Source organism: Marinicella sediminis (assembly GCF_002000055.1).
Classification (GTDB): domain Bacteria; phylum Pseudomonadota; class Gammaproteobacteria; order Xanthomonadales; family Marinicellaceae; genus Marinicella; species Marinicella sediminis.
Genome location: NZ_MVBD01000001.1, coordinates 228705 through 250951, shown reverse-complemented (window position 1 = coordinate 250951; position 22247 = coordinate 228705). Strand labels below are relative to the sequence as shown.

The following is a 22247-nucleotide window of genomic DNA, read 5'->3' as shown; positions in this document are numbered from 1 at the left end:
TAGCTGATTATGCCACACAATGCACCCTCACCAGCGATCAGCTCTGGCCCTTTGCCAGTCAGCCTCCCAGGCAGGTGGTCGCTGCTCTGCATCCAATAAGCTGCCAGTTTCCAGGGTGGGAAACATCTCTTCATAGTTTTTTACCAGTGTCCCCTGCAGGCGATGATTGATGTGAGCCGGCTTTAATTCAGACAGTGAGTTTAAGCCTGCTGCACCCAATAATTCAGCGAGGTTCTTCATCATTTGTCGGTGGTAACGGGCCACCCGCTGACTTTTGTCTTTCACCACCAGACCTTTGACCCTGGCCGGATCCTGGGTGGCAATACCAGTGGGACAATGGTCGGTGTTACAAGCCCGCGAATGAATACACCCCAGGGCCAGCATCATTGCCCGCGCCGAGTTCACTGCATCGGCCCCCAGCGCCAGGGCTTTGAGCAAATGGAAGGCAGACAGGATTTTACCTGAAGCTATGACTGTGATGTCCTGCCGCAAACCGGTGCCAATCAGTGCATTATTCACTGTGATCAGGGCATCCTTGAGGGGCGTTCCGACTGAGTTGGTGAATTCGATGGGTGCCGCCCCGGTGCCGCCCTCACTGCCATCTATGGTGATGAAATCGGGTTTAATGCCAGTTTCCAGCATGGCTTTACAAATCGCCAGAAATTCACTGCGTTTACCCAAGCACATCTTAAAGCCAATGGGTTTCCCACCAGAAAGCTGACGGAGCTCCTGAACAAATAACAACAACTCTCTGGGGTTATTGAATGCGCTGTGGTTCGGTGGTGAGAGCACATCCTGCCCCATGGGCACATGCCGGATTTCAGCAATTTCTGCTGTCAGTTTAACCGCAGGTAGGATACCACCATGTCCGGGTTTGGCACCCTGAGACAACTTGATCTCAATCATTTTAACCTGCTTTGAAGTGGCTTTTTGCTGAAACAACTTTCCATCAAAATCACCCTGCTGATTGCGACAACCAAAATAACCGGTACCAAACTGAAAAATCAGATCACCGCCATGTTTGGTGTGATAAGGACTGATTCCGCCCTCACCGGTGTTGTGTGCAAAGCCTCCGATCCTGGCGCCCAGGTTAAGGGCTTCAATGGCATTTCGGCTGAGCGAACCAAAACTCATCGCAGAAATATTCATCGGTTGGGCGGCATATGGTTGCTGACAATCAGGTCCGCCTATCTGTACCAGTAAATCCGCCTGATCAACATGGCTTGGCGCCACAGAATGATCAATCCATTCATAACCATCCCGGTTCACATCCATAATGGTTCCGAATGGGCGAGTGTCTTTCTGGCCTTTGGCACGTTGGTAAACCAATGCCCGGAATTCCCTGGGTATCGGTGTACCATTGAGGTCTGACTCAATGAAATACTGTTGGATCTCTACGCGGAATGACTCCAGGATATAGCGAAAATGGCCCAGTACAGGATACAGCCTGAGGATGGTTTTCCTGGTTTGCAGCATGTCGTGCAAGCCCAGCAACGCCAATGGACCAATCACCACAAACGCCCACCATGCAGGCGGCCAGTACTGTGCCCAAAGCACAACCAGAACCGGCACCACCACAAGTGCCACCACAAATTGCTGTCTGACCGTCATGACATCAAAACTCCTTGATGACCCAGCGCACAGGTTTGACCCCGGAGTTGATCAGGTCACGACCTGAACCTTGCAGTTTATCACGCTCCAGCGGGTCGATAAAATAGGGCGTCCCATCATTGGGAATGACTTTGACCAGAATTAATTCACCTTTCTGGCGGTACTCTTCAATGGTTTGGTTTTTTTCAACAATGACTTTGATGCTGGTGGCATCCTCAACCGGTTGGGTGAGTTGCCCAAGGGTTTCCTGAGGTGGGGGAGTGGTTTTGGACTGGTCGGTATCAGCCTGCGCCCATAACAGGCCAGACGAACACAACAAGCCAGTGATCAGTGATGTTTTCATGGTTGCTCTCCTCTTGGTTGATACAGGCTGAATAACAGCCTGACTAAATGACTCTGACCCCTGCGACACAACTTTTCTGACAAAATTCTGAGCGTTGTTTCGAACCCTTTCAAACATGATACAATGAGCGCTGTCTCCATTTCATCTGTTTTTCCGGATTAAGCATGAAAATTACCTTCACCTTCAGTGTCTTGGCCTTTGGTCTGATGACGCTCTCAGGGTGCGCTGACAAACCGCCTGCAGACAAACAAACCCGCTTACTCAATACCCTGCAATACATGGAATCTGCCATTGAAGATAAACGCCTCGATGATTTCATGGACCAGGTCAGTGATGATTTTGTCAGCCCCGGCAGGGGGTGGGGTAAAAAAGACGCCGAGCGGTTATTGCGCATCCGTCTGTTGCGGAATAAGAATGTGCATGTCCATCAGTCAGTCAAAGACATCAACTGGCTGAACGATGGCGATGAACAAGCCATTGTGACGGTGGCGGTGGCGGTTGCTGGAACCGCTTTCAGCCTGACTGACTTACCAACCCTGAGGGGTGATCTGGTGCGTTTTGAGGTCACTTTTGAAAAAGTCGGTGACAGCTATCTGGTCAGCCAAACCGAATGGCGCAGAGCCAGCCCGGCTGACTTTCTCTGAACACTTCAATGATTTGCCGTAAGGTCTGACAACGCAGCACACATGGCTTCATCCGTCGGGTTCCTGGCCACCACCAGATGAGAAAAACCCATGTCTGTGGCCACCTCAGCAATGCGCCCGGCGCCCACCACCAGCGGGGCTGACAATACCTGAGACTTTAACTCATCTTTCAATTGACTGAACCAGGCCTGTAAGATTCCGCCACTGGTGGCGGTCAGCACAGGTGTTTCAAGCGCATACAAATCCTGCAGAGCCGCCAGATCAAGTGGCAGCAAAATGCGCTCATAGATGTTGATTTGCTGATAACTGATGCCTTCTGTCATGCAATGCGCTCTGATCAGGCCACGTCCATCACGATTGGTGAGGATTTTAACGGACCCTGCCGGTTGTTGTTGCAACAGTTTAATCACCCCTTCTGAGTTCATCAGTGGGTGGTATTCAATCGGGTGATCAAAATGTTTTTGCCAGGCTTGTTGTACCGCAGGACCCACGGCAATGACCCGGGTGTCTGAATCCGGGTGCCAGTTTGGAGCAACTTGCAAAGTGAAACGCAGGGCATGGACACTGAGGATGACCCAGGTATTTGCTGCCATGAACAGCCATTCAGGGCGCACCATGGGGTTGAGCCTGAGGTCAAACACCGGTGACAGGTGAACCCGAAACCCCGCCGCCTGGTAAACCGCAGCTGTTTGCCTGACACGATTCTGAGGACGGGTAAGGATGACTGTGGTCATGACGTCAGTCAGCCAGTGCCAGAATTTCTTCGGCTCCCTGGTTGAGTAAATCATCTGCCACATAGCCACCCAGTTTTACCGGGTCATAGCCTTGCTGACGAGCGGTGATGGTGCGGCTGCCGTCAGGTGAGAACACCCCGGCTTTCAAGGCAATGGTGTCATCTGGCTGATAACTGGCCAGGGCACCTATCGCCACGGAACAGGAACCATTGAGTTTGAGGTTAAGCGCCCGCTCAGCCCTGACACATTGCCAGGTGTGCTCGTCTGCCAGCACCTGCAGCGCGGCCGCCAGCTCAGCATCTGTGTGCAGGCATTCAATGCCAACCGCCCCTTGTGAGACCGCCGGCAACCAATCAGGTGCAGTGAGTCGGCTGTTAATCCGTGCATCAAAGCCCAGCCTTATCAGGCCGGCTGAGGCCAGAATAATGGCGTCATAAAGACCATCATCCAGCTTTTGTAAGCGACTGTTGACATTACCGCGCAAAGGCTTGACGGTTAAATCCGGACGGACGGCCAGTAACTGTGCCTGACGGCGGAGACTGGACGTGCCGACCACCGCACCCTGAGGTAATTCAGCCAGTTGCTGGAATTGATTAGAAACAAAGGCATCACTTTCATCAGCCCTGGGGAACACCGCACAGATCTGGAAATCGGCCGGTAAATCGGCGGGTACATCTTTCATGGAATGGACTGCAATATCAGCGCGGCCATCCAGCATGGCCTGCTCCAACTCTTTGAGAAACAATCCCTTGCCGCCAATCTTATTCAGGGTCACTTCCAGCCGTTGATCACCCTCGGTGGTCATCGGCAACAGTTGGGTTTTGAAGGGTGTATGGGCTTCGATCTGAGCAGCCACAAATTCGCTTTGCCACATCGCCAGAGCGGATTCTCTGGTGGCAATGGTGATGGTGTCTTTCATAATTGTTTTATCAGTTTTTTTACTGCAGGCAGTTGTCTTCTGGAAATCACCGGCCTGACATCCAACTGCTCAAGCAAGGCAGTCGGTTTATGATCCTGATTAAGATGAATTCCCCGCAGGTAATTCACATTCACCAGGCAACCTCGATGGATGCGCAGATACTGGTTACTCATGGCCTCCAGTTCAGCCAGGCTCTGATCCAGGATCAGGGTCTGGTCACTCAGGTGAGCCGTTACATATTTATCCTCGGCAATCATACAGATGATGTCATCAACTGCAACCCTTATCACATCATTGCCCCGTTTTACTGTCAGCTTTTCTCCGCAATCTGCCACCCCAACCCGTTCCAATGCCTGTTTGAGCCGTTCAATGGATAAGGGCTTCAACAAATAATCGGCCGCCGCCAGATCAAAAGCCTGCAAAGCAAAGTCATCATGGGCTGTGGAAAAAACAATGGGTATGCTGGGGTGTTTTTCACGAATCGTTCTGGCTGCTTCCACACCATTGAGTTCAGGCATCTCAATGTCCATGAAAATCAATTCAGGCAACTGACTGGCTGCCAGGGAGATGGCTTCCTGGCCATGGCTGGCCTCCAGGATATCGTCCATCTGCAGGTGATTAAGCATGTGCTTCAGTCGCATTCTGGCCAATGGCTCGTCATCAACAATCAGTACCTTCACCAACGAACCTCCCAGCGCACCACAAACCGGTCTCCCTGATTGACTGAAAAACGCAGGCGGTCTGCATAAGTCAGATGCAACCGCTGTTGGATGTTATCCAGTCCGGTACCGGTGCCAGCTTGTTGTTTTCCGGGGTTCACTGGATTGCTGACTTCAATGAAAAAACCATCATTCAGCGATTGTACCTGTAAATGGATTTCGCCGCCACCAGACAAGTGCTGAATGCCATGTATCACGGCATTTTCTACCAATGGCTGAATGGTCAGCATGGGTATTTTTTGGCTCAACAGTGACTCATCGACTTGCCATCGACAGGACAGCCGGTCCATCAGCCTGAGCTTTTCTATTGCCAGGTATTGTTCAACCCACTCCAACTCTTCTGCCAAGGTGGTCATGCTGCCTTTTTTGTTGGCAAAGGCTTTGCGGAACAGTCCGGATAAATTCAATACGGCCCGCTCAGCAGCTGGCGGGTCAAAGGCGATCAATGAGGCAATCGAATTCAAAGAATTATAAAGAAAGTGCGGCTTGATTCTGGCCTGTAAAGCATGCATTTGTGCCTTGGACAAAGCTTGTAGCTGGCTGGCCCACTGATCCTGAACATAAAAATAGCGCAACAATGCCAGGAGTGTGAGTGTGGTTGCCAGCGCTATGCGCACCGTGGTTAACGTGGGATCGCTGAACAAACCAAATTGCAATACGTCATCCATCCAAACCATCAACCGGGTATAAATAACGGCCAACAAGACGGTCAGCAACACCACCATAAGCAACCCCGGGATCACCGGCAGGCGGTTTAATGGCTGCTGCACTTTGGCCAGTAATATGATGACGCTGATGGCGATCAACTGAGCCAACAAGCTGAGCATGGCTAACTCATTGAGGTAGTTGAAAGTTAAATTGAGAAAACTAAGTGAATAGATCACCACCATGATCTCTGCCACCACGATCACTGTGAAGATGCGTTCAGGTTGAGAAAAATCTGATAACCATGCAAAATGTTGGGCAGTTTTTGGGTTCATACACATCAATTTAACTGGAATTGGGTAAAAATGTTCAAAAATTAATCGTTTTTGTTGATTTATCACTTATTTTATAGAAAAATCCTAAAGCTTTAGTAGATATTATTTTTCATCGGGACATGAAACAGGCATTTATCATCATCATTTGTTTGACATTGGCAGGCATCAGCCACGCGGGTGATGTGTCATGTCAGGTAGATGTTCTGAAACCCAAAATGAATGCCACATCCCTGCAGGATGAAGTCAGCAAACCGGCGCAAATCACCGTGGCAGAAGCGCGTTTGCGATTACAGGCTGAAGTCGAAGAAGAGCCGCCGGAAAGCAGCCAATCGGAAAACGATGAAATACCTGCTGAAACAGCCAAAAAAGAATCTGGACTCGGCAACATGTTTGACATCCTGATTCCTGCTAAACTACGCAATCCTGTTCGTCAGTAAAAAACATCATTCATGACCATTTCTGTTGAGGCTTTTCAGGCCTTTTTGTATGCTGAAATTCCCATGGTTGAATACATGCAACTCAAGTTGTGTGAAATCAACACCCATTCCATCCAAGCCCTGGCTCCGATTGGCCCGAACATCAATGACAAGCAAACAGTGTTTGGCGGTAGCAGCTCAGCGCTGATGACCATTTGTGGTTGGTCTTTGATCAAAAGTCAGTTGGAACACCATGGTTTGCACAATGACGTGGTGATACATCAGGCCAAGACCCGATGGCACAAAGCCCAAACCGATGACCTGAACATCACCGCTGCGCTCAGTGATGAACATGACTGGGACAAGCTCATAGCCCAGCTCAAAACCAGCAGAAGGCCCGTTAAAATCAGTGTTGACTGTGTTGTCCATAACCAACACAATGAAAAATGTTCAAGCATGCAGGGTGGATTTGTGGTGTTGGGACAAAACACTTAGTCCGCAGTCAGTGCAAAATCCGGCAGTTGCAGGCTTCACTTTTTAATTTTTTTTTAATGGCTGTTGTGTCATACTTGACGCATTGAAACCAGCAGGTCAGCGACATGAAAAAAATCATCATCACCATCATTATTTGTTCACTGATCAGCGCATGTGGCGGGCGGATGAGCAAAAAACAATCGCTTGACCACACCCTTTATCAATATGAGAAAGTGATGCGCTGGGCACAGTATGACAATGCCATGTCTTACTTCAGCCCGGACATGGATGATGACGACCAACCCAGCAGACTGGACATCGACCGGCTCAGACAATTCAACATCAGTTCCTATATTGCCTCACCAATTTTGCCTGGTGAAACCGATGACACCATCTTGCAAAATGTTCAGATCAAATTCTATAACATCCACACCAAACGAGAACGGGTGGTGGTCGACCAACAAGTCTGGAAATACGACGATGACGCCAAGCGTTGGTGGCTGATGTCCGGTTTACCCGATTTGGTTCACCACCAATAAAATCTGCCAGATGGATAAGATCCTCATCAGAAAGCTGCAGGTAGATGCCATCATTGGCATACATGACTATGAAAAACAGCAAAAACAACCCGTTTGGCTGGACATGGATTTATCCTTTGATTGCTTGCCAGCTGCACAAAGCGATGACATCAGGGATGCGTTGGACTACTTCAAAGTTTGCGAGCGTGTCAGTCACTTTGTGGCGTCAACCCGCTATGAATTGATTGAGGCCCTGGCAGAAGCTGTGACCGAAGTGGTGCTCAACGAATTTGCTTGTGAACAGATTGAACTGACCCTCTATAAACCCAATGCCGTGGCCAACACCGAAACCGTCGGCATTCAAATCAATCGCTGGAAACAATGATCACTCAACCACCTGCCCAAGGCAAGTGGTTGAATCAATCGGGTTGTGAACTTCAGGGATTATAGTAAGTGGCAGCCCCTGGTCCGACAGGAAATCCAAGCACAAACACCCACAAGTAGAACAACAGTGTCCAGCCAACAAAAAAGATGATGCTGTAAGGCAACATGGTTGCGATCAATGTACCTATACCCAGATTCTTCTTATACTGAGTGGCAACCGCCAGAATCAAGCCAAAATAACTCATCATCGGGGTGATGACATTGGTGACCGAATCACCAATACGATAGGCCGCTTGTATGGTTTCCGGGGCATAACCAATGAGCATCAGCATAGGCACAAAAATTGGAGCCGTCACCGCCCACTGAGCCGAAGCACTGCCCAGAGAAAGGTTGACCATTCCACACACCATGATGAAGAACACAAAAATCATGGGGCCATCCAGACCCAGCATTTGCAACATAGCAGCCCCTTTGACCGCCATCACGGTACCCAGATTGGTCCATTTGAAGAACGCCACAAACTGCGCAGCAAAGAACACCAGCACTATATACATTCCCATACTGCTCATACCCTTACTCATGGCATCAATCACGTCCCGGTCACTTTTCATGGTACCGGCCACCTTGCCATAAACAAAACCCGGAATGGCAAAGGTGATAAAGATGTAAACCACGATGCCTTTCAGGAAGGGCGAATTCTTCACCCCACCGGTGTCTGGGTTACGCAGGACTCCCCACTCGGGAACCACGGTCAGTGCCAGTACTGCACAGATGATTAAAAAACTCAGTCCGGCCATCCGCAAGCCCTTTTTCTCCGCGGCAGTGACTGCGTCCACTGTTTGCTGGCCCAATTCAATACTGGCTTCGTCGCTGTTGTAAGGCCCTAATCTGGGCTCGACAATTTTTTCAGTCACAAAAGCACCCATGATGACGATCAAAAACGTACTGGCCATCATGAAATACCAGTTGACTTCAGCGCCCACCAGGTAGCCAGGATCCAACATTTGTGCAGCTTCCTGGGTGATTCCTGACAACAATGGATCAACCGTACCGATCAACAAATTGGCGCTGTAGCCAGCAGATACACCGGCAAACGCAGCAGCCAAACCTGCCAACGGGTGACGCCCCAGTGAATGAAAAATCAATGCTGCCATTGGAATCAACACCACATAACCTAATTCAGAAGCGGTGTTGGACACCACGCCGGCAAACACAATCATGACGGTGACCATCCGTTTGGAAGCTCCAATGACCAAAGATCGCATCAAAGCCGACAACATCCCTGAATGTTCTGCCACAGAGACTCCAAGCAGTGCCACCAGCACCGTACCCAAGGGAGTAAAACCAGTGAAATTGGTGACCAGATTTTGTACGATCCACCGCAACCCTTCAGCTGACATCAACGAATTAACCTGAATCAGGCCATCGAGTTCCCGCTTGGATGATCCTTCCGGGCGTGGATCAGGTACGCTCATGCCGATCCATTCGGCAAAGCCACTGAATAAAACAATGAATAAACAGAACAGGGCAAACAAGGTGATCGGGTGTGGTAATAAATTACCCAGCCACTCAACGGTGGCCAGAAATTTCGCAAACCAACCTTTGTTTTCCGGGTTTTCCTGCGGGTTATTGATGTCAGTGGTCAAAGTCAACTCCTGTGAAATTCATAAAAACAGCCCACATTGTTGATGATGTACGAATGATTTTCAACCGCTTTTGCTGTCAACTGTTACGAATCGCTGTCAAATGCAGGGAACCTATCTGTTAGTCAGCAGTCACATCTTCAACAACAACATCGTCGGTGATTACCTGGCCAGTCACATTTGTCAACCATACCCTGGGTTTCTGGCAACCGGAAAACTGACTTCTTTTAATGACATGACACAGAGGGAAACAACATGAAAATATCGACTACATTATTATTGGCTACCACCTGGTCGGTCCAGGCAGAACAACAGTCTGAGGCCACCAAAATACAACAGGCCATTGAACAGCTAAGCAACCAGTCCGTTACGGTAAAAGCCATCAATGACACCCCCGTAAAAGGCATCCGGGAAGTGATCATCCAGGGTGAACAAAACCAACAAATCGTCTACCTCAGTGAAGATGGAGAACATGTATTCAGCGGTCAGCTCATGAACCTTAAATCAAGAGAGAACCTCACTGAAATGACTGAAAACTCTTTGCGACTCGAGGTGTTGGCTGAATTCAAAAAAACCCATAAAACCATTGATTTCATACCGCAGCAAATGACCGATCACATCACTGTTTTTACCGACATCGACTGTGGCTATTGCCGAAAATTGCATCAGGAAATCAGCCAATACAATGATTTGGGAATTGGCGTAAGTTATCTGTTTTTCCCCAGGTCCGGCCTGAACACCGCCTCACACCAGAAGGCCGTCAATGTGTGGTGTGCCACCGACCAGCAAAAAGCCATGACCGATGCAAAAAATGGCGTGGCACTCAAACCATTGATGTGTCCCAACCCCATAGAGTCACAATTCAATCTGGGACTGGCTGCCGGCATCCACAAAGTCGGTACTCCGGCGGTTGTGCTGAATGATGGCTCGATGACCGGTTATTTGCCGGCTGAGGCCATGCAGCAACGCATCGAACGCAGCAAACCCAAGACACAATGAAAGGTTTGATCATCATGGGTTCATCACGCAGCGATGGCGACACCGCTGCGGCTGTCCGAAGCCTGGTCAAACTCACCGGCTTTCATGTACTGGATCTGGCCACACTTGAATTCAGCGATTATGACTACCAGTCACGTAACCTGGAGGATGATTTTCTGCCCACCATCCGTCGGGTGGTCAGCGGATATGATCAATGGGTGATGGCCACACCGGTGTACTGGTACACCATGAGTGCACTGATGAAACGATTCTTTGACCGGATCTCTGATTGCCTCAGGATTGAAAAAGACACGGGACGGCAATTTCGGGGCATGCGCCTGGCTGCGCTCAGTGTCAGCAATGACAGACAGCCGCCTGGTTTTGACCTGCCCTTTAAACTGTCTGCCGATTATCTGGGCATGCAATACCTTGGTGATCAGCATGTGATACTGGGAATGGATGAACAGCTCCCTATAGCAGAGCAACTTATGCCGTTGGTAAACACCTTGAAAACTGTTGACTGAGCCGCAAATTTTGACATCTGCTGGTATTTTTCTTAAATTCTACGGGATTTTTAACAGGCTTTCGGCTACCATACCGCGCACTCATTCATTGATTAAAGCCATGCTGCCAGCCAAAGACATGTCAGAAAACCAGGATCCCAACGTACAATTTTTGCAAAAAACCATTCTGGACATGGAAAATGAGCTATCGAATGCATCTTTTGGTGGCGACCGTCAGAAAATTCCATTGTTGATGAAACAACTCAAGGAAGCCCGACGCATCCTGGCCAAAATGACCGGCGAATATTGAAGTCGACTGAATCTATTGGCTTTATATTGATCATTGTAAGTTATGGTGATCGTACATTCTTTATCGGTTGGTAAACAAACCCTTGTGTGAAGCAGTCATGTATTTCTGACTCCCTTGAGTTCTTGAGTTTATTGAGGGTTTAAAAGCCATAACTTGAAAAATATCAAACCATAAGCCCCAGGTATTCCCAATCAACTCCTCTCTCAAACACTTATTTACATATAATGTGTTTTATGGCTGCAATACCTCAAAAGTTCGATGTACCAAACCCCGATCGAAAAACATTCAAACGGGCTGTTGAGTTAGCTGACCAATTGATTGGTCATACATGTTGCTCAGATAAAAAATCTGTATTGAGCGAATACAACGCACTCACATCCAGTTGTCACTCATTGGGAGATTTTGACGTCGAAATGTGCGCAGAGGAATTCGTCGGTATTGACCTCTTACCCGAACCTAACTTTGCCGAAAGCTTATCTGAATCTGATTACATTTCCCTTATTAATGCCCTCAGATACATGGACGATGAACCTGTTCAAGCTGTATGGTTTGAAAAAATCCTAACAGAACATCATCCTGGATTTCGGGATATATACAACAGATTTGATTATGAGAAACTGCCTGAAGACCCATCAGATATTTACCATGACATAACCAGTGGCAGTCTAAGAGATGTGGCATCTTTCCCGAAGAACTCAATCTGATGACTATACTTTGTGATGGATGATTTAACTCAAAGTTTCATACTGGCCAAACAAACCTTTCCTTGCCAAAAGGAAGTGGGGATAGAGCTGTTATTCATTTTCAGCAATGAAAAACAGGCAAGAAGTTATTATCAGCATATATACCACCCGGAACAGGCTGCTGAACTGGTTGAAGTCCACAGTAAAAACAATGGTTTTATAAGCGGCTTTCTGGCAACCTTTATTTTTGAATTTGAACAAATCAAATCGATCGCAGAATGCTATTCGGAAATTGCAAAAAAATATGAGGGTCAACCTTTTAAAATCAAATTCCATAAAAAAGGCTAACCCGTTGAGGCAACTTAATCATCAATGACAACCAATGGATCCCGGGGTCAAGCCCGAGGATGACGAAAGTAAGAGACCGGGTGTTTACCCCTCACAACAACATGGAAAAAAGCTCGGGCTGGTTGTTCAGGTAATCATTGAAAAACCCACCGGTTTTCATGCGTGCCATCAAAGGTTCAAAATCCGCCTGTGATCTGAGCTCAATCCCCACCACTGCCGGTCCATGTTCACGGCTGTGTTTTTTCTGGTATTGAAAATAAGTGATGTCATCGGTCGGTCCAAGGATGTCGGCGACAAATTCTTTCAGGGCTCCTGCCCGCTGCGGAAACCGCACCAGAAAATAGTGCTTCAGCCCGCCGTACAATAAGGCCCGTTCACGGATTTCTTCAATCCGGGTGATGTCATTGTTGCTGCCCGATAACAAACAAACCACCCGTTTGCCACGAATCTGCTCCCGGAAACTGTACAACCCGGCCAGTGACAATGCCCCTGCCGGTTCCACCACGATGGCGTCTTTGTTGTATAAGTTCAGCAAAGTCTGACAAATCAACCCATCCGGTACACTGAGCACATCATCCAGCCCTTCCCGGCAAACGGAAAAAGTATGTTGACCCACTTGCTGAACCGCTGCACCGTCAACAAAGCGGTCAATGTGGGTCAGGCGGGTGATTTCGCCAGTCTGCAAAGCCGCTGTCATTGAGGCGGCACCCGCCGGCTCTACACCAATGATGCGGGTTTGTGGCGACTGTTGTTTAAAAATCGTTATCAAACCGGATGCCAGCCCACCTCCGCCAATGGGCACAAACAGATAATCAATGGCCTGGTCAGTCTGTTGCAGAATCTCACAACCAATGGTCGCCTGACCGGCAATGATATCGGGGTCATCAAATGGATGAATGAACGGATGGTGATTGGCCTCACTGAAGGCCATCGCCTGGTCCTGGGCTTCATCAAAAGTGTCGCCAACCAATTCCAACTCCACCTGATCGCCGCCAAACATCCTGACCTGCTCAATTTTTTGTTGAGGTGTGGTGACTGGCATATAGACCGCTGCCTGGACACCCAGCAGACGGCAGGTCTGAGCCACACCCTGAGCGTGGTTACCGGCACTGGCACACACCACATGGGATAGATCAGGCTGGGCTTCGCGCAAGGCCGCAATTTTGTTGTAAGCACCCCGGATTTTATAGGACCGCACCATTTGCAGATCCTCGCGTTTTAAAAAAACCTCAGCGCCCAACAATTCACTGTAAGTCTGATTGGCCATCAATGGTGTCTGGTTCACCACACCGTCAAGCCGCCGGCTGGCTGCAGCAACATCGACTGTGGGCACTGATTGAGAAAAATTGCGGGCGACTGAAGTCATCAGGCTCAACCGTTTTCCGGACGCAGTTTTCTGACCTGCTGACCAGTTTGCCACAATTCTGAGTTACGCAGGGCTTCTAATTCCTGATTCAGCTTCTGTCGATAATCCGCCTGTTGATTGGCCGCAATCACAACCCGTGCTTCCTCGCCACTGGCAACGCTGGCATACAATTCTTCAAACAGGGGCGTATTGGCTTCGCGAAAACGGTGTCGCCAATCCAGTGCCCCCCGCTGAGCGGTGGTTGAAGTATTGGCGTACATCCAGTCCATGCCATTATCAGCCACCAGGGGCATCAAACTCTGAGTCAGCTCTTCTACGGTTTCATTGAACGCTTCGGACGGTGAATGACCATTTTTTCTCAATACATTGTATTGTGCTTCAAACAAGCCGGCAATCGCACCCATCAGAATGCCCCGTTCACCGGTGAGATCAGAATATACTTCCTTTTTAAAGTCCGTTTCAAACAGGTAACCGGAACCCACCCCAATACCCAATGCCGTGGCGGTTTCTTTGGCATGACCGGTGACGTCCTGAAAAATTGCATAACTTGAATTCAGCCCTTTACCCTGTTGAAATAGTGTACGCAGCGACCGACCGGAGCCTTTCGGTGCCACCAGCACCACATCCACATCTTTTGGTGGAACAATACCTGTTTGTTGATTGAAAGTAACTCCAAAACCATGGGAAAAGTACAGTGTATCGCCGGCTTGCAGGTTGGCTTTGATGGTTGGCCAGGCTTCGATCTGGCCGGCGTCTGACAACAGGTTCATCACCACATCGGCCCGTTTGGCAGCTTCAGCCAACTCAAACAGGTCTTCGCCTTCCTGCCAGCCATCGGCCAGCGCTTTGTCCCAGGATGCCGAGCCCTTGCGTTGTCCGACAATGACCTGAAAGCCATTGTCCTTCAGGTTCAGCGCCTGACCAGGACCCTGCACCCCGTAACCCAGCACGGCGATGGTTTTACCGGCCATAAACTGTTGGGCCTTGGTTAATGGATATTCTTCACGGGTGACCACTTCTTCCAGGGTACCGCCAAAATTCAGTTGTGCCATATTTGATTCCTCTTTATCAATGATTGTTGGGCTCCACCCCGTCACCCTGATGGGTGTCGCAGGTGGCACTTTGTTTAAAAAAAGACATGTCTGCCGCCGATGTACCTGCAGTCATGGGTTTACTGATGCTGACCGGTCCTGAGCGCACAAATTCGAGTACCCCAATGGGTGCTAAGTCATCCAGCAAAGCCTGACTCTCAACCCGGCTACCGGTTTTTTCAATCACGGTGTACTCACTGTTCATACTCAAAACCCGCGCATGGTGGCGATGGATGATCTGCTCAGCCAGGGTTTGCTCCAGCATCGAGCTGGAAGCTATCTTGTATAAAGCCACTTCCTGCTGAATCAATTCATCTGCAGGTAAAAACCCTGCCCGGATGACTTCAATCTGACGTTCCAGCTGTTTACTCAGGCGTTTGGCCATGGCCTGATCACAAAACACCTGCACACTGTGACGAAAGACACCGCGTTCAGCGGTTTCACACACCGACAATGATTCAATGTTCAGATTGACCCGTGAAAACACCGCGGTGATGCGGTTGAGAATGCCCGCCTGATCATTGGAATCAATGGCAAAATGATGGGTTCTTTTCATCCCTTCTGCTCCTGGTTTTGATCTGCTTGTTGTTCGTTATCAGTTGCCACACCCAGGCACATATCCGCAACAGCAGCACCCGGAGTAATGATGGGAAACACATTGTCCTGTTTGGCCACCCGCACCTCGAGCACATAAGCGCCGGGATGAATGAGCATGTCCTGTACCGCCTGATCAAGTTGATCACGGTCCGTGACCCGTTGATTGACGATGCCATAGCCATCAGCCAGTAAACCAAAATCTGGGTTGCTCAGTTCAGTCGACGCATAGCGTTTATCAAAATACAATTCCTGCCATTGACGTACCATGCCCAGAAATTGATTATTCAGAATCACCAGCTTGACTGGCAACTGATGTTGCATGAGTACGCCCAGTTCCTGAATGGTCATCTGCACCCCACCATCGCCAACGATACCGATCACCTGACGTTCAGGACAAGCCAGCTGAGCGCCAATGGCCGCTGGCAGACAAAAGCCCATGGTGCCAAGACCACCGGATGTGATCAGACTGCGGGTTTGCTGAAAATGCGCATACCGGCAAGTGACCATCTGATGCTGGCCTACATCAGTAACCAGGATGGCTGACTGACTGCGGTGATTGATGGCGGCCAGCACTTCGGCCATGTTGATGTCTTCTCCTGCCGGATTGAGGTCATGGCGGATGATGCGCTCATGTTCAATCTCATGCAGTTGTCTGAACCGACTCAGCCAATGAGGATGTGCTCGCTGTTCAATCAACTTAAGCACCTGCGGCAGGGTCTCTTTCACATCCCCCATCACCGCCACATCGGCGGTGACATTTTTATTCACTTCACTGGGATCGATTTCAAAATGCACCACCTGTGCCTGTTTGGCGTAATGCGCCAGATTGCTGGTCACACGATCATCAAAGCGCATCCCGATGGCAATCAACACATCACACTCATTGGTCAGCTTGTTGGGCGCATAGTTTCCATGCATACCCAACATGCCCACATATTGAGGATGATCGCTCGGAATTGCCGATAAGCCCAATACCGTAGAAGCCAATGGCGCTCCGGTACGACTGGCAAATTCGATAAAAGCCTCCTCAGCGCCTCCAAGCACCACCCCCTGACCGAAAACCACCAGTGGTTTTTTTGCTGTATTGATCAGGTTGGCAGCCTGGGCCATGGACCATTGACTGGGCGTTGGGCTGGGTTCATAACTGGCCACTTCACGGCAAGGCTGATAACAGAAATCAAAATCATCCACCTGGGCGTTTTTGGTGATGTCAACCAAAACCGGGCCGGGTCGGCCACTGCGTGCCAGGTAAAATGCCTTGGCCAGAGCTGCCGGAATTTCGCTGGCCCTGGTGACTTTGAAATTCCACTTGGTCACCGGCATCGAAATGTCCAGAATATCGATTTCCTGAAATGCATCACTGCCCAGCAAATGAGCAAAAACCTGTCCGGTGATGCACACCAGTGGCGTGGAATCCAGGTATGCATCAGCAATACCTGTGATGAGATTGGTGGCTCCTGGCCCGGATGTAGCAATGCACACCCCCACCTCACCACTGGCCCGGGCATATCCTTGTGCGGCGTGGACCGCACCTTGTTCGTGACGCACCAGAATGTGCTGCATTTCATGTTCATGATCCAAGAGGGCATCGTAGGTTGGCATGATCGCTCCTCCCGGATACCCAAAAACATGCCTGACACCTTCGGCAAGCAAACAACGAATGATCGCTTCTGATCCGGGGATGTGATCTGAAGAGGGTTGGTGATCCTTGATTTCAGCCACTCGATTACAGGTGGTGATGGACGCATTTTTCATGACACACCTCCGTTAGTCTGTTCATTGTTGATCACTTCGGCTGACACCAGATTCAGGGTGATGGCCGCTGGTTTTTCTTTACCATCAGGCTGGTTGCTGAGCGGTAAATCAGTCAGACAACCGGTTGATGCCGATGACACCTGACGGGCGTATTTGGCCAGATAACCACGGTCAAATGGGCTGGCTGGTGCCCGCCATCGGGCCTGTCTTTCCAGCAATTCAGCTTGTGAAAGGGAGACATTCAATTGTCTGCTGCGGGCATCAATGGTGATCACATCACCGTCTTCCAGCAGGGCAATGGCACCACCCACCTGTGCTTCAGGTGTTACATGACCAACCACAAAGCCATGGGTACCACCGGAAAAGCGGCCATCGGTGATCAATGCCACCTGATCTCCCAGTCCGGCACCGATGATGGCTGAAGTGGGTTTGAGCATCTCCGGCATACCCGGACCACCTTTGGGACCAACGTAACGAATCACCACCACATCCCCAGCTTTCACCTGACCGTTGGCCAGGCCATCATTCAACTGCTGTTCACTGTCAAATGTCCGGGCCGGGCCTTGAAAATATTCACCTTCTTTACCGGTGATCTTAGCCACCGCACCATCGCTGGCCAGATTGCCTTTGAGGATCTGGATGTGACCAGTCTTTTTGATGGGTTCACCAACCGGCCGGATCACGCTTTGTCCGGCTGCCAGCGACTGAACTTCAGCCAGGTTTTCAGCCAGCGTACGGCCGGTCACCGTCAGGCAGTCGCCAGCCAGCCAACCCAGTTTCAACATGTATTTCATCACCGCCGGCACTCCGCCGACCCGATGCAGGTCTTCCATGAGGTATTGGCCACTGGGTTTGAGGTCAGCCAGAAATGGAGTCTGGTCACTGATCGCCTGCATGTCATCGAGCGTGAAATCAACCCGCGCGGCATCGGCTATGGCCAACAAATGCAACACCGCATTGGTTGAGCCACCCAGCACGGTGATCAGCTTAAAGGCATTCTCCAACGCTTCACGGGTGACGATGTCCCGGGGTTTGATGTTGTGTGTAATCAGTCCCTCAATGACCGCTCCCAAACCATGCATTTCTGCGGCTTTGTCTTCACTGATGGCCGGGTTGGAGGAGGAATACGGTAAACTCATCCCCATCGCCTCGATGGCCGATGCCATGGTATTGGCAGTGTACATACCACCGCAGGCTCCGGCCCCGGGACAGGCCTTCTGGATCACTTGCTGATATTCGTCATCACCGATGCGACCACTGACTTTTTCACCCCAGGCTTCAAAAGCAGACACCACATCCAGTTTTTTGCCGGCATGACAGCCTGAAGCTATGGTCCCACCGTAGACCAGCACCGATGGACGGTTCAAACGCAACATGGCCATCATCGCTCCCGGCATGTTTTTGTCGCAACCGACCACCGTGATCAAGGCATCGTAGTGCATACCCGCCACCACCGTCTCCATCGAATCGGCAATCAAATCACGTGAAGGCAATGAGTAATGCATGCCTGAAGTGCCCATGGAAATGCCATCAGAAATACCAATGGTGTTGAAAATCAAACCATTCAGGGGCCGTTGATTAACGGCTTGTTTGATGTGCCCGGCCAGGTCATTGAGGTGCATGTTACAGGGGTTGCCATCGTAGCCGGTTGAGGCAATGCCCACAAAAGGTTGTTTTAATTGATCAGCCGTCAGACCTATGGCATGCAGCATGGCTTTGGCCGCCGGTTGTGAGTCATCCTGGGTGACTGCTTTCGAATAGGGGTTCAACTCATTCATCAGGCAGCCCGTACTTTTTGTTGAAATTGCTGTTGCAGCAAGGCCCCGAAGGTGTCTTTCCAGGGCAGCGAAAATGGCTGTTCATCGACGGTGGCTATGGCCTTGACTTCGACTGCTGTACCGGTCAGAAAAGCCCCCTGAGCACCGTAGATCCATTCTGGGGTAAAGTGTTTTTCTTCCACCCGTATGCCATTGGCTGCTGCCAGTTCCATGACGATGGTGCGGGTGATGCCCGGTAAGATATTTCCTTTGGGCGGGGTGTATAGCACCCCATCACGCTGCACAAAAAAGTTGGCACCAGTGGCTTCCGCCACATAGCCTTGCTGATCCTGCAACAAGGCATCGTCAAAGCCTTTGACTTTGGCGTCCTTCATGGCCAGGATCGAATTCGCGTAATGACCGGTGACCTTGGCATCCACATGACAGGAACGGGGATCCGGTCGTCGGTATGGAGAAGTCATGACACGCAATTGTCCGGTGTCAAAGTACTGTGCCCAGTCCCAGGCACAAATGAATAAATTGGAGCGACTTTCGGGCTGCAGTCCCATGTTCTCATCACTGTAGATCAGTGGTCGGATGTAAGCATTGCGCAATTGATTTTTTTCCAGTAATTGTTCACTCAGGGCAATCAGTTCATCCACCGTATGACTGACTTCCAGATACATGGTTTTGGCAGAGTACAGCAGCCGCTCATAATGGGCCCTGGCACGCAGAATCTGACTGCCTTGCCTGGTGGCGTATGCCCGAATGCCTTCGAACACGCCGTTGCCGTAGTGAAAAGATTGCTGATACAAGCCGGTGCGTGCTTCAGTGGCTGGTAACCATTGGCCGTTGTGGTAAATCACTGTGTTGTCATCGTAGTACATGGTTCGCTCTTTTTTGCAGTTATCCTGGTGGTAAAATTTAAAGTAAAAAAAAAGCCCTTCTTGGTGAGAAGGGCTTTTTTTGGGGTTACCAATTGTTTGCCGAACTCACCACACACGTGGGCCGATAATCACTAGAATGACCACGACGACGTTGTTGATGAGGTTGGCAATAAAGTTCATATTTGGATTTTTCAGTTCAGTTTATGTGTTCAATTGGTTAAATAATAGGCCAAAACTTTGGCTCCGTTTCGGCGTATGTTTCCGCAAATAAAATCGGATGTCAACCCTTATGTTAAAAAGTTATCGGCCCTTACAGCACAGGCCGGTCACAAGTCCCACCCCGTGAAAAGAGGCTTGAAAAGATGATATATGGTCATTTAAGCCATCAAACCATGTCCCATTAATTCACTGAATCCAACCCATAAAAAAAATGAATTTATTTTTTTGGGGCTTGTTGCATCTCTCATTTGGACAATCAATCTTTCAGCAGTCAGATGGAATTGTTTACAACAATGAACCCAGAACCTGAATCACGACTTATGTCAATTGGGTCTATAAAAAAAACTTCACAAATCCAATGGGCTTGTGTTAGCTTAGAAAAAGGCGATGTGTTTTGGATGGCCAAACACATCATCATTTTGATTACATTTTCTCAAGGAGCCGTGTCATGAAACGACCCGATTGCACCACCAGCCACCGTCAGGCATCCGCCTGCCCAACTGTTTACCAAACCCCTCAAAATGCCAGCACCACTGTTTACACTCCCCTCCTGATTCTCCTGCTAAGCCTACTTATTCTGATTCGAATCTGATCTTCGAACTCCCCAGACAAGGCTTGTTCTGCCTGCCAGAACATCACTTTAAAACCAATTAATTAACCAACCAGCCAATACGGGCTTTCGAAGATTCATGACTTGAGTCCAGGTCATGCGTATCTTGGTATTTCCGTCATATGGCAGGAGCACAACAGATGAAACAGATTAAAATTTTTGACACCACTTTACGTGACGGACAGCAATGCCCTGGTGCCGGCATGAGCCACAGCAAGAACATTGAATACGCTCAGTTAGCCAGCCTGATCAAAGTGGATGTGCTGGAAGCCGGTTTTCCCAGCGCCAGCGAACAGGACCATGCCATTGTCAGCCAGATCGCCCGCATGTATGCCCACCAAAACCGCAGTCCCAAGGTAGCAGCACTGAGTCAATTGCGCGAAGCTCAGGTGGAGCAAACCATTGAAGCTTTGTCGCCACTGGTCAAAAGCCAGCGCGCCATTGTGCACCTGTACGTGCCAGTGGCGCCGGAGTTAATGGCCGCCTCTTTGGGTGCCTATGCCGACGACAAAAATCAAATCCTTCGCGATGTTCAAGGCATGATAGAACTGGCTGTTGGTGCGGGTATGGAAGTTGAATTCAGCCCGGAAGCTTATTCACAAATGGGTGATCATTTTGCATTCACCACTGACTTGATCAGTGCTGCGATTGATGCCGGAGCCAGTACCATCAATTGTCCGGACACCATAGGCCGGGCCTGTTATCTGCAGGGAGATGACTATTTTGTCAACCACATGAATCAGCATGCCCACATCATGCGGGAACAATTTCCTGATCGCGACATCACCTGGTCGGTGCATTGTCATAACGACTTCGGACTGGCACTGGACAACAGCATGCGGGCAGTTTTTGAAGGACCGGCAACCCAAATTGAAGGCTGTTTCAATGGCATTGGTGAACGTGCCGGAAACGTTGCCCTGGAACAATGCATCATGTACCTCAATGCCTTTGGCCACAGCCAGCCCGGTGAAGTTTACCGCAGCCAATGTCGCAGCAAACACATCCGGCGGATTTCTGATTTTGTTCACCAGAACATGTTACCCCGGCAACCGCATTGGCCCATCGGAGGCGACAACGCCGCCAAACATTCTTCGGGTGGTCACACCAATGCCATCTTGCGCAATGCACACATTTACCAGCCGTTCAACCCCAGCGAAGTGGGTCAGCAAATCTCCTTTGTGTTTGGCCCCTTAAGTGGCAGTAACCATGCCCAGGCCATCATTCAAAAACACGGCTATGTTTGCACCGATGATGAGCGACAAACCATCATGCAATACATCAAAGATCACCACAAAGAACGACGCAAAGGACTGACTGATGATGAATTCATGGCCGCATATTTTGCTTTTCGTGCGCCCATCAAAGTGGCAAAAATCGGCTTTGAACGAATCAAAAACAAACAACATTTTGCCATGCAGGCCAAGGTCTTCGATCAAGCCGAGGACATCCACTTCATCGCCCAGGATGATGACACTGCGATCACCGCTTTACATCAGTTTTTACAACAGCGGTTTGGTGAATGTCAGATTCAATCATACCGCAGCGAATCCCGCGAACCCGGGCGACATGCAAAGGCTCATGCCACCATCACTGTGGTTGCAGACGATGAGTACTTCCAGGGCAAAGCCCAGGACCAGGACATCGAAACGGCCGCCCTGAAAGCGCTGATTGATGCCTATAATCAATTTCTGGTGCAGCGGCATTACCGCCAGCCAATACAGACTGAACGCCATGCGGCTGTGGGGTTGAGGGATTGAT

At 49.8% G+C, this 22247-nt stretch carries 24 protein-coding genes; 11 read left to right on the top strand and 13 right to left on the bottom strand.

Annotation, left to right across the window (positions count from 1 at the left end; genetic code table 11):
• Window positions 1-27: 27 nt before the first annotated feature.
• Window positions 28-1611, bottom strand: coding sequence for an FMN-binding glutamate synthase family protein (locus B0475_RS01225; RefSeq protein ID WP_077409589.1), 1584 nt, complete (start codon window positions 1609-1611; stop codon window positions 28-30).
• Window positions 1612-1615: 4 nt separating this feature from the next.
• Entirely contained in the window at window positions 1616-1954 is a 339-nt protein-coding gene (locus tag B0475_RS01220; RefSeq protein WP_157892595.1) for a DUF2782 domain-containing protein, read from the bottom strand.
• Window positions 1955-2118: 164 nt separating this feature from the next.
• On the opposite strand from B0475_RS01220, the gene B0475_RS01215 reads away from it, so the two are divergent.
• Window positions 2119-2598: a hypothetical protein gene (locus B0475_RS01215; RefSeq protein WP_077409587.1), complete on the top strand. Its 480-nt coding sequence runs from the start codon at window positions 2119-2121 to the stop codon at window positions 2596-2598.
• 5 nt (window positions 2599-2603) lie between these two features.
• Here the strand turns inward: B0475_RS01215 and B0475_RS01210 are convergent, their stop codons facing one another.
• Genes B0475_RS01210 through B0475_RS01195 form a run of 4 tightly spaced genes read right to left on the bottom strand, consistent with a single transcriptional unit; the run spans window position 2604 to window position 5950 of the window.
• Window positions 2604-3332 (bottom strand): uroporphyrinogen-III synthase, encoded by a 729-nt coding sequence (locus B0475_RS01210; RefSeq protein WP_157892593.1) that lies wholly within the window; start codon window positions 3330-3332, stop codon window positions 2604-2606.
• A gap of 4 nt (window positions 3333-3336) precedes the next feature.
• Window positions 3337-4251 carry a hydroxymethylbilane synthase gene (gene hemC / locus B0475_RS01205; protein WP_077409585.1) on the bottom strand — a complete coding sequence of 305 codons (915 nt, stop codon included), beginning with the start codon at window positions 4249-4251 and terminating at the stop codon, window positions 3337-3339.
• A complete protein-coding gene (locus tag B0475_RS01200; protein ID WP_157892591.1) occupies window positions 4248-4931 on the bottom strand; it encodes a LytR/AlgR family response regulator transcription factor in 684 nt (227 codons plus the stop codon). Before B0475_RS01200 ends, hemC begins: the two co-directional genes overlap by 4 nt.
• Window positions 4928-5950 carry a sensor histidine kinase gene (locus tag B0475_RS01195; protein WP_157892589.1) on the bottom strand — a complete coding sequence of 341 codons (1023 nt, stop codon included), beginning with the start codon at window positions 5948-5950 and terminating at the stop codon, window positions 4928-4930. Before B0475_RS01195 ends, B0475_RS01200 begins: the two co-directional genes overlap by 4 nt.
• 119 nt (window positions 5951-6069) lie before the next feature.
• Between B0475_RS01195 and B0475_RS01190 the strand changes: the two genes are divergently transcribed.
• From B0475_RS01190 to folB, 4 genes are all read left to right on the top strand, one after another.
• On the top strand, window positions 6070-6387 hold the full coding sequence (locus B0475_RS01190) for a hypothetical protein (protein WP_077409582.1): 318 nt from the start codon (window positions 6070-6072) through the stop codon (window positions 6385-6387).
• Between the two features lie 12 nt (window positions 6388-6399).
• The gene (locus B0475_RS01185; RefSeq protein WP_077409581.1) at window positions 6400-6861 is read left to right on the top strand and encodes a YiiD C-terminal domain-containing protein; all 462 of its coding nucleotides are present in this window, start codon (window positions 6400-6402) and stop codon (window positions 6859-6861) included.
• 104 nt (window positions 6862-6965) lie between these two features.
• The gene (locus B0475_RS01180) at window positions 6966-7379 is read left to right on the top strand and encodes a hypothetical protein (protein ID WP_077409580.1); all 414 of its coding nucleotides are present in this window, start codon (window positions 6966-6968) and stop codon (window positions 7377-7379) included.
• A 10-nt stretch (window positions 7380-7389) separates the two neighbouring features.
• Window positions 7390-7743, top strand: coding sequence for a dihydroneopterin aldolase (gene folB, locus B0475_RS01175; RefSeq protein WP_077409579.1), 354 nt, complete (start codon window positions 7390-7392; stop codon window positions 7741-7743).
• A gap of 52 nt (window positions 7744-7795) precedes the next feature.
• Here folB and B0475_RS01170 read toward each other — a convergent pair whose 3' ends face one another.
• Window positions 7796-9388 (bottom strand): AbgT family transporter, encoded by a 1593-nt coding sequence (locus B0475_RS01170; RefSeq protein WP_077409859.1) that lies wholly within the window; start codon window positions 9386-9388, stop codon window positions 7796-7798.
• Window positions 9389-9640: 252 nt separating this feature from the next.
• Between B0475_RS01170 and B0475_RS01165 the strand changes: the two genes are divergently transcribed.
• From B0475_RS01165 to B0475_RS17770, 5 genes are all read left to right on the top strand, one after another.
• Window positions 9641-10384, top strand: a complete 744-nt coding sequence (locus tag B0475_RS01165) for a thioredoxin fold domain-containing protein (RefSeq protein WP_077409578.1) — start codon at window positions 9641-9643, stop codon at window positions 10382-10384.
• Window positions 10381-10887: a flavodoxin family protein gene (locus B0475_RS01160; protein WP_077409577.1), complete on the top strand. Its 507-nt coding sequence runs from the start codon at window positions 10381-10383 to the stop codon at window positions 10885-10887. Before B0475_RS01165 ends, B0475_RS01160 begins: the two co-directional genes overlap by 4 nt.
• Window positions 10888-10975: 88 nt before the next feature.
• Window positions 10976-11176: a hypothetical protein gene (locus B0475_RS01155; protein ID WP_198538061.1), complete on the top strand. Its 201-nt coding sequence runs from the start codon at window positions 10976-10978 to the stop codon at window positions 11174-11176.
• A 233-nt stretch (window positions 11177-11409) separates the two neighbouring features.
• Entirely contained in the window at window positions 11410-11880 is a 471-nt protein-coding gene (locus B0475_RS01150; protein WP_077409575.1) for a hypothetical protein, read from the top strand.
• Between the two features lie 15 nt (window positions 11881-11895).
• On the top strand, window positions 11896-12207 hold the full coding sequence (locus B0475_RS17770; protein WP_077409574.1) for a hypothetical protein: 312 nt from the start codon (window positions 11896-11898) through the stop codon (window positions 12205-12207).
• 91 nt (window positions 12208-12298) lie between these two features.
• Here the strand turns inward: B0475_RS17770 and ilvA are convergent, their stop codons facing one another.
• From ilvA to ilvE, 6 genes are read right to left on the bottom strand one after another with little or no spacing between them, the layout of a single operon-like run.
• Complete coding sequence (ilvA, locus tag B0475_RS01140) at window positions 12299-13573, bottom strand: threonine ammonia-lyase IlvA (RefSeq protein WP_077409858.1); 1275 nt, start codon at window positions 13571-13573, stop codon at window positions 12299-12301.
• Between the two features lie 5 nt (window positions 13574-13578).
• Entirely contained in the window at window positions 13579-14625 is a 1047-nt protein-coding gene (gene ilvC, locus B0475_RS01135; protein ID WP_077409573.1) for a ketol-acid reductoisomerase, read from the bottom strand.
• Between the two features lie 16 nt (window positions 14626-14641).
• Complete coding sequence (gene ilvN / locus B0475_RS01130; RefSeq protein ID WP_077409572.1) at window positions 14642-15220, bottom strand: acetolactate synthase small subunit; 579 nt, start codon at window positions 15218-15220, stop codon at window positions 14642-14644.
• Complete coding sequence (gene ilvB / locus B0475_RS01125) at window positions 15217-17016, bottom strand: biosynthetic-type acetolactate synthase large subunit (protein WP_077409571.1); 1800 nt, start codon at window positions 17014-17016, stop codon at window positions 15217-15219. Before ilvB ends, ilvN begins: the two co-directional genes overlap by 4 nt.
• A complete protein-coding gene (ilvD, locus tag B0475_RS01120; protein ID WP_077409570.1) occupies window positions 17013-18794 on the bottom strand; it encodes a dihydroxy-acid dehydratase in 1782 nt (593 codons plus the stop codon). The genes ilvB and ilvD overlap by 4 nt, the downstream gene beginning before the upstream one ends.
• A complete protein-coding gene (gene ilvE / locus B0475_RS01115; protein ID WP_077409569.1) occupies window positions 18794-19660 on the bottom strand; it encodes a branched-chain-amino-acid transaminase in 867 nt (288 codons plus the stop codon). The genes ilvD and ilvE overlap by 1 nt, the downstream gene beginning before the upstream one ends.
• Before the next feature lie 969 nt (window positions 19661-20629).
• Between ilvE and B0475_RS01110 the strand changes: the two genes are divergently transcribed.
• The gene (locus B0475_RS01110; RefSeq protein WP_157892581.1) at window positions 20630-22246 is read left to right on the top strand and encodes a homocitrate synthase/isopropylmalate synthase family protein; all 1617 of its coding nucleotides are present in this window, start codon (window positions 20630-20632) and stop codon (window positions 22244-22246) included.
• Window position 22247: the final 1 nt, after the last annotated feature.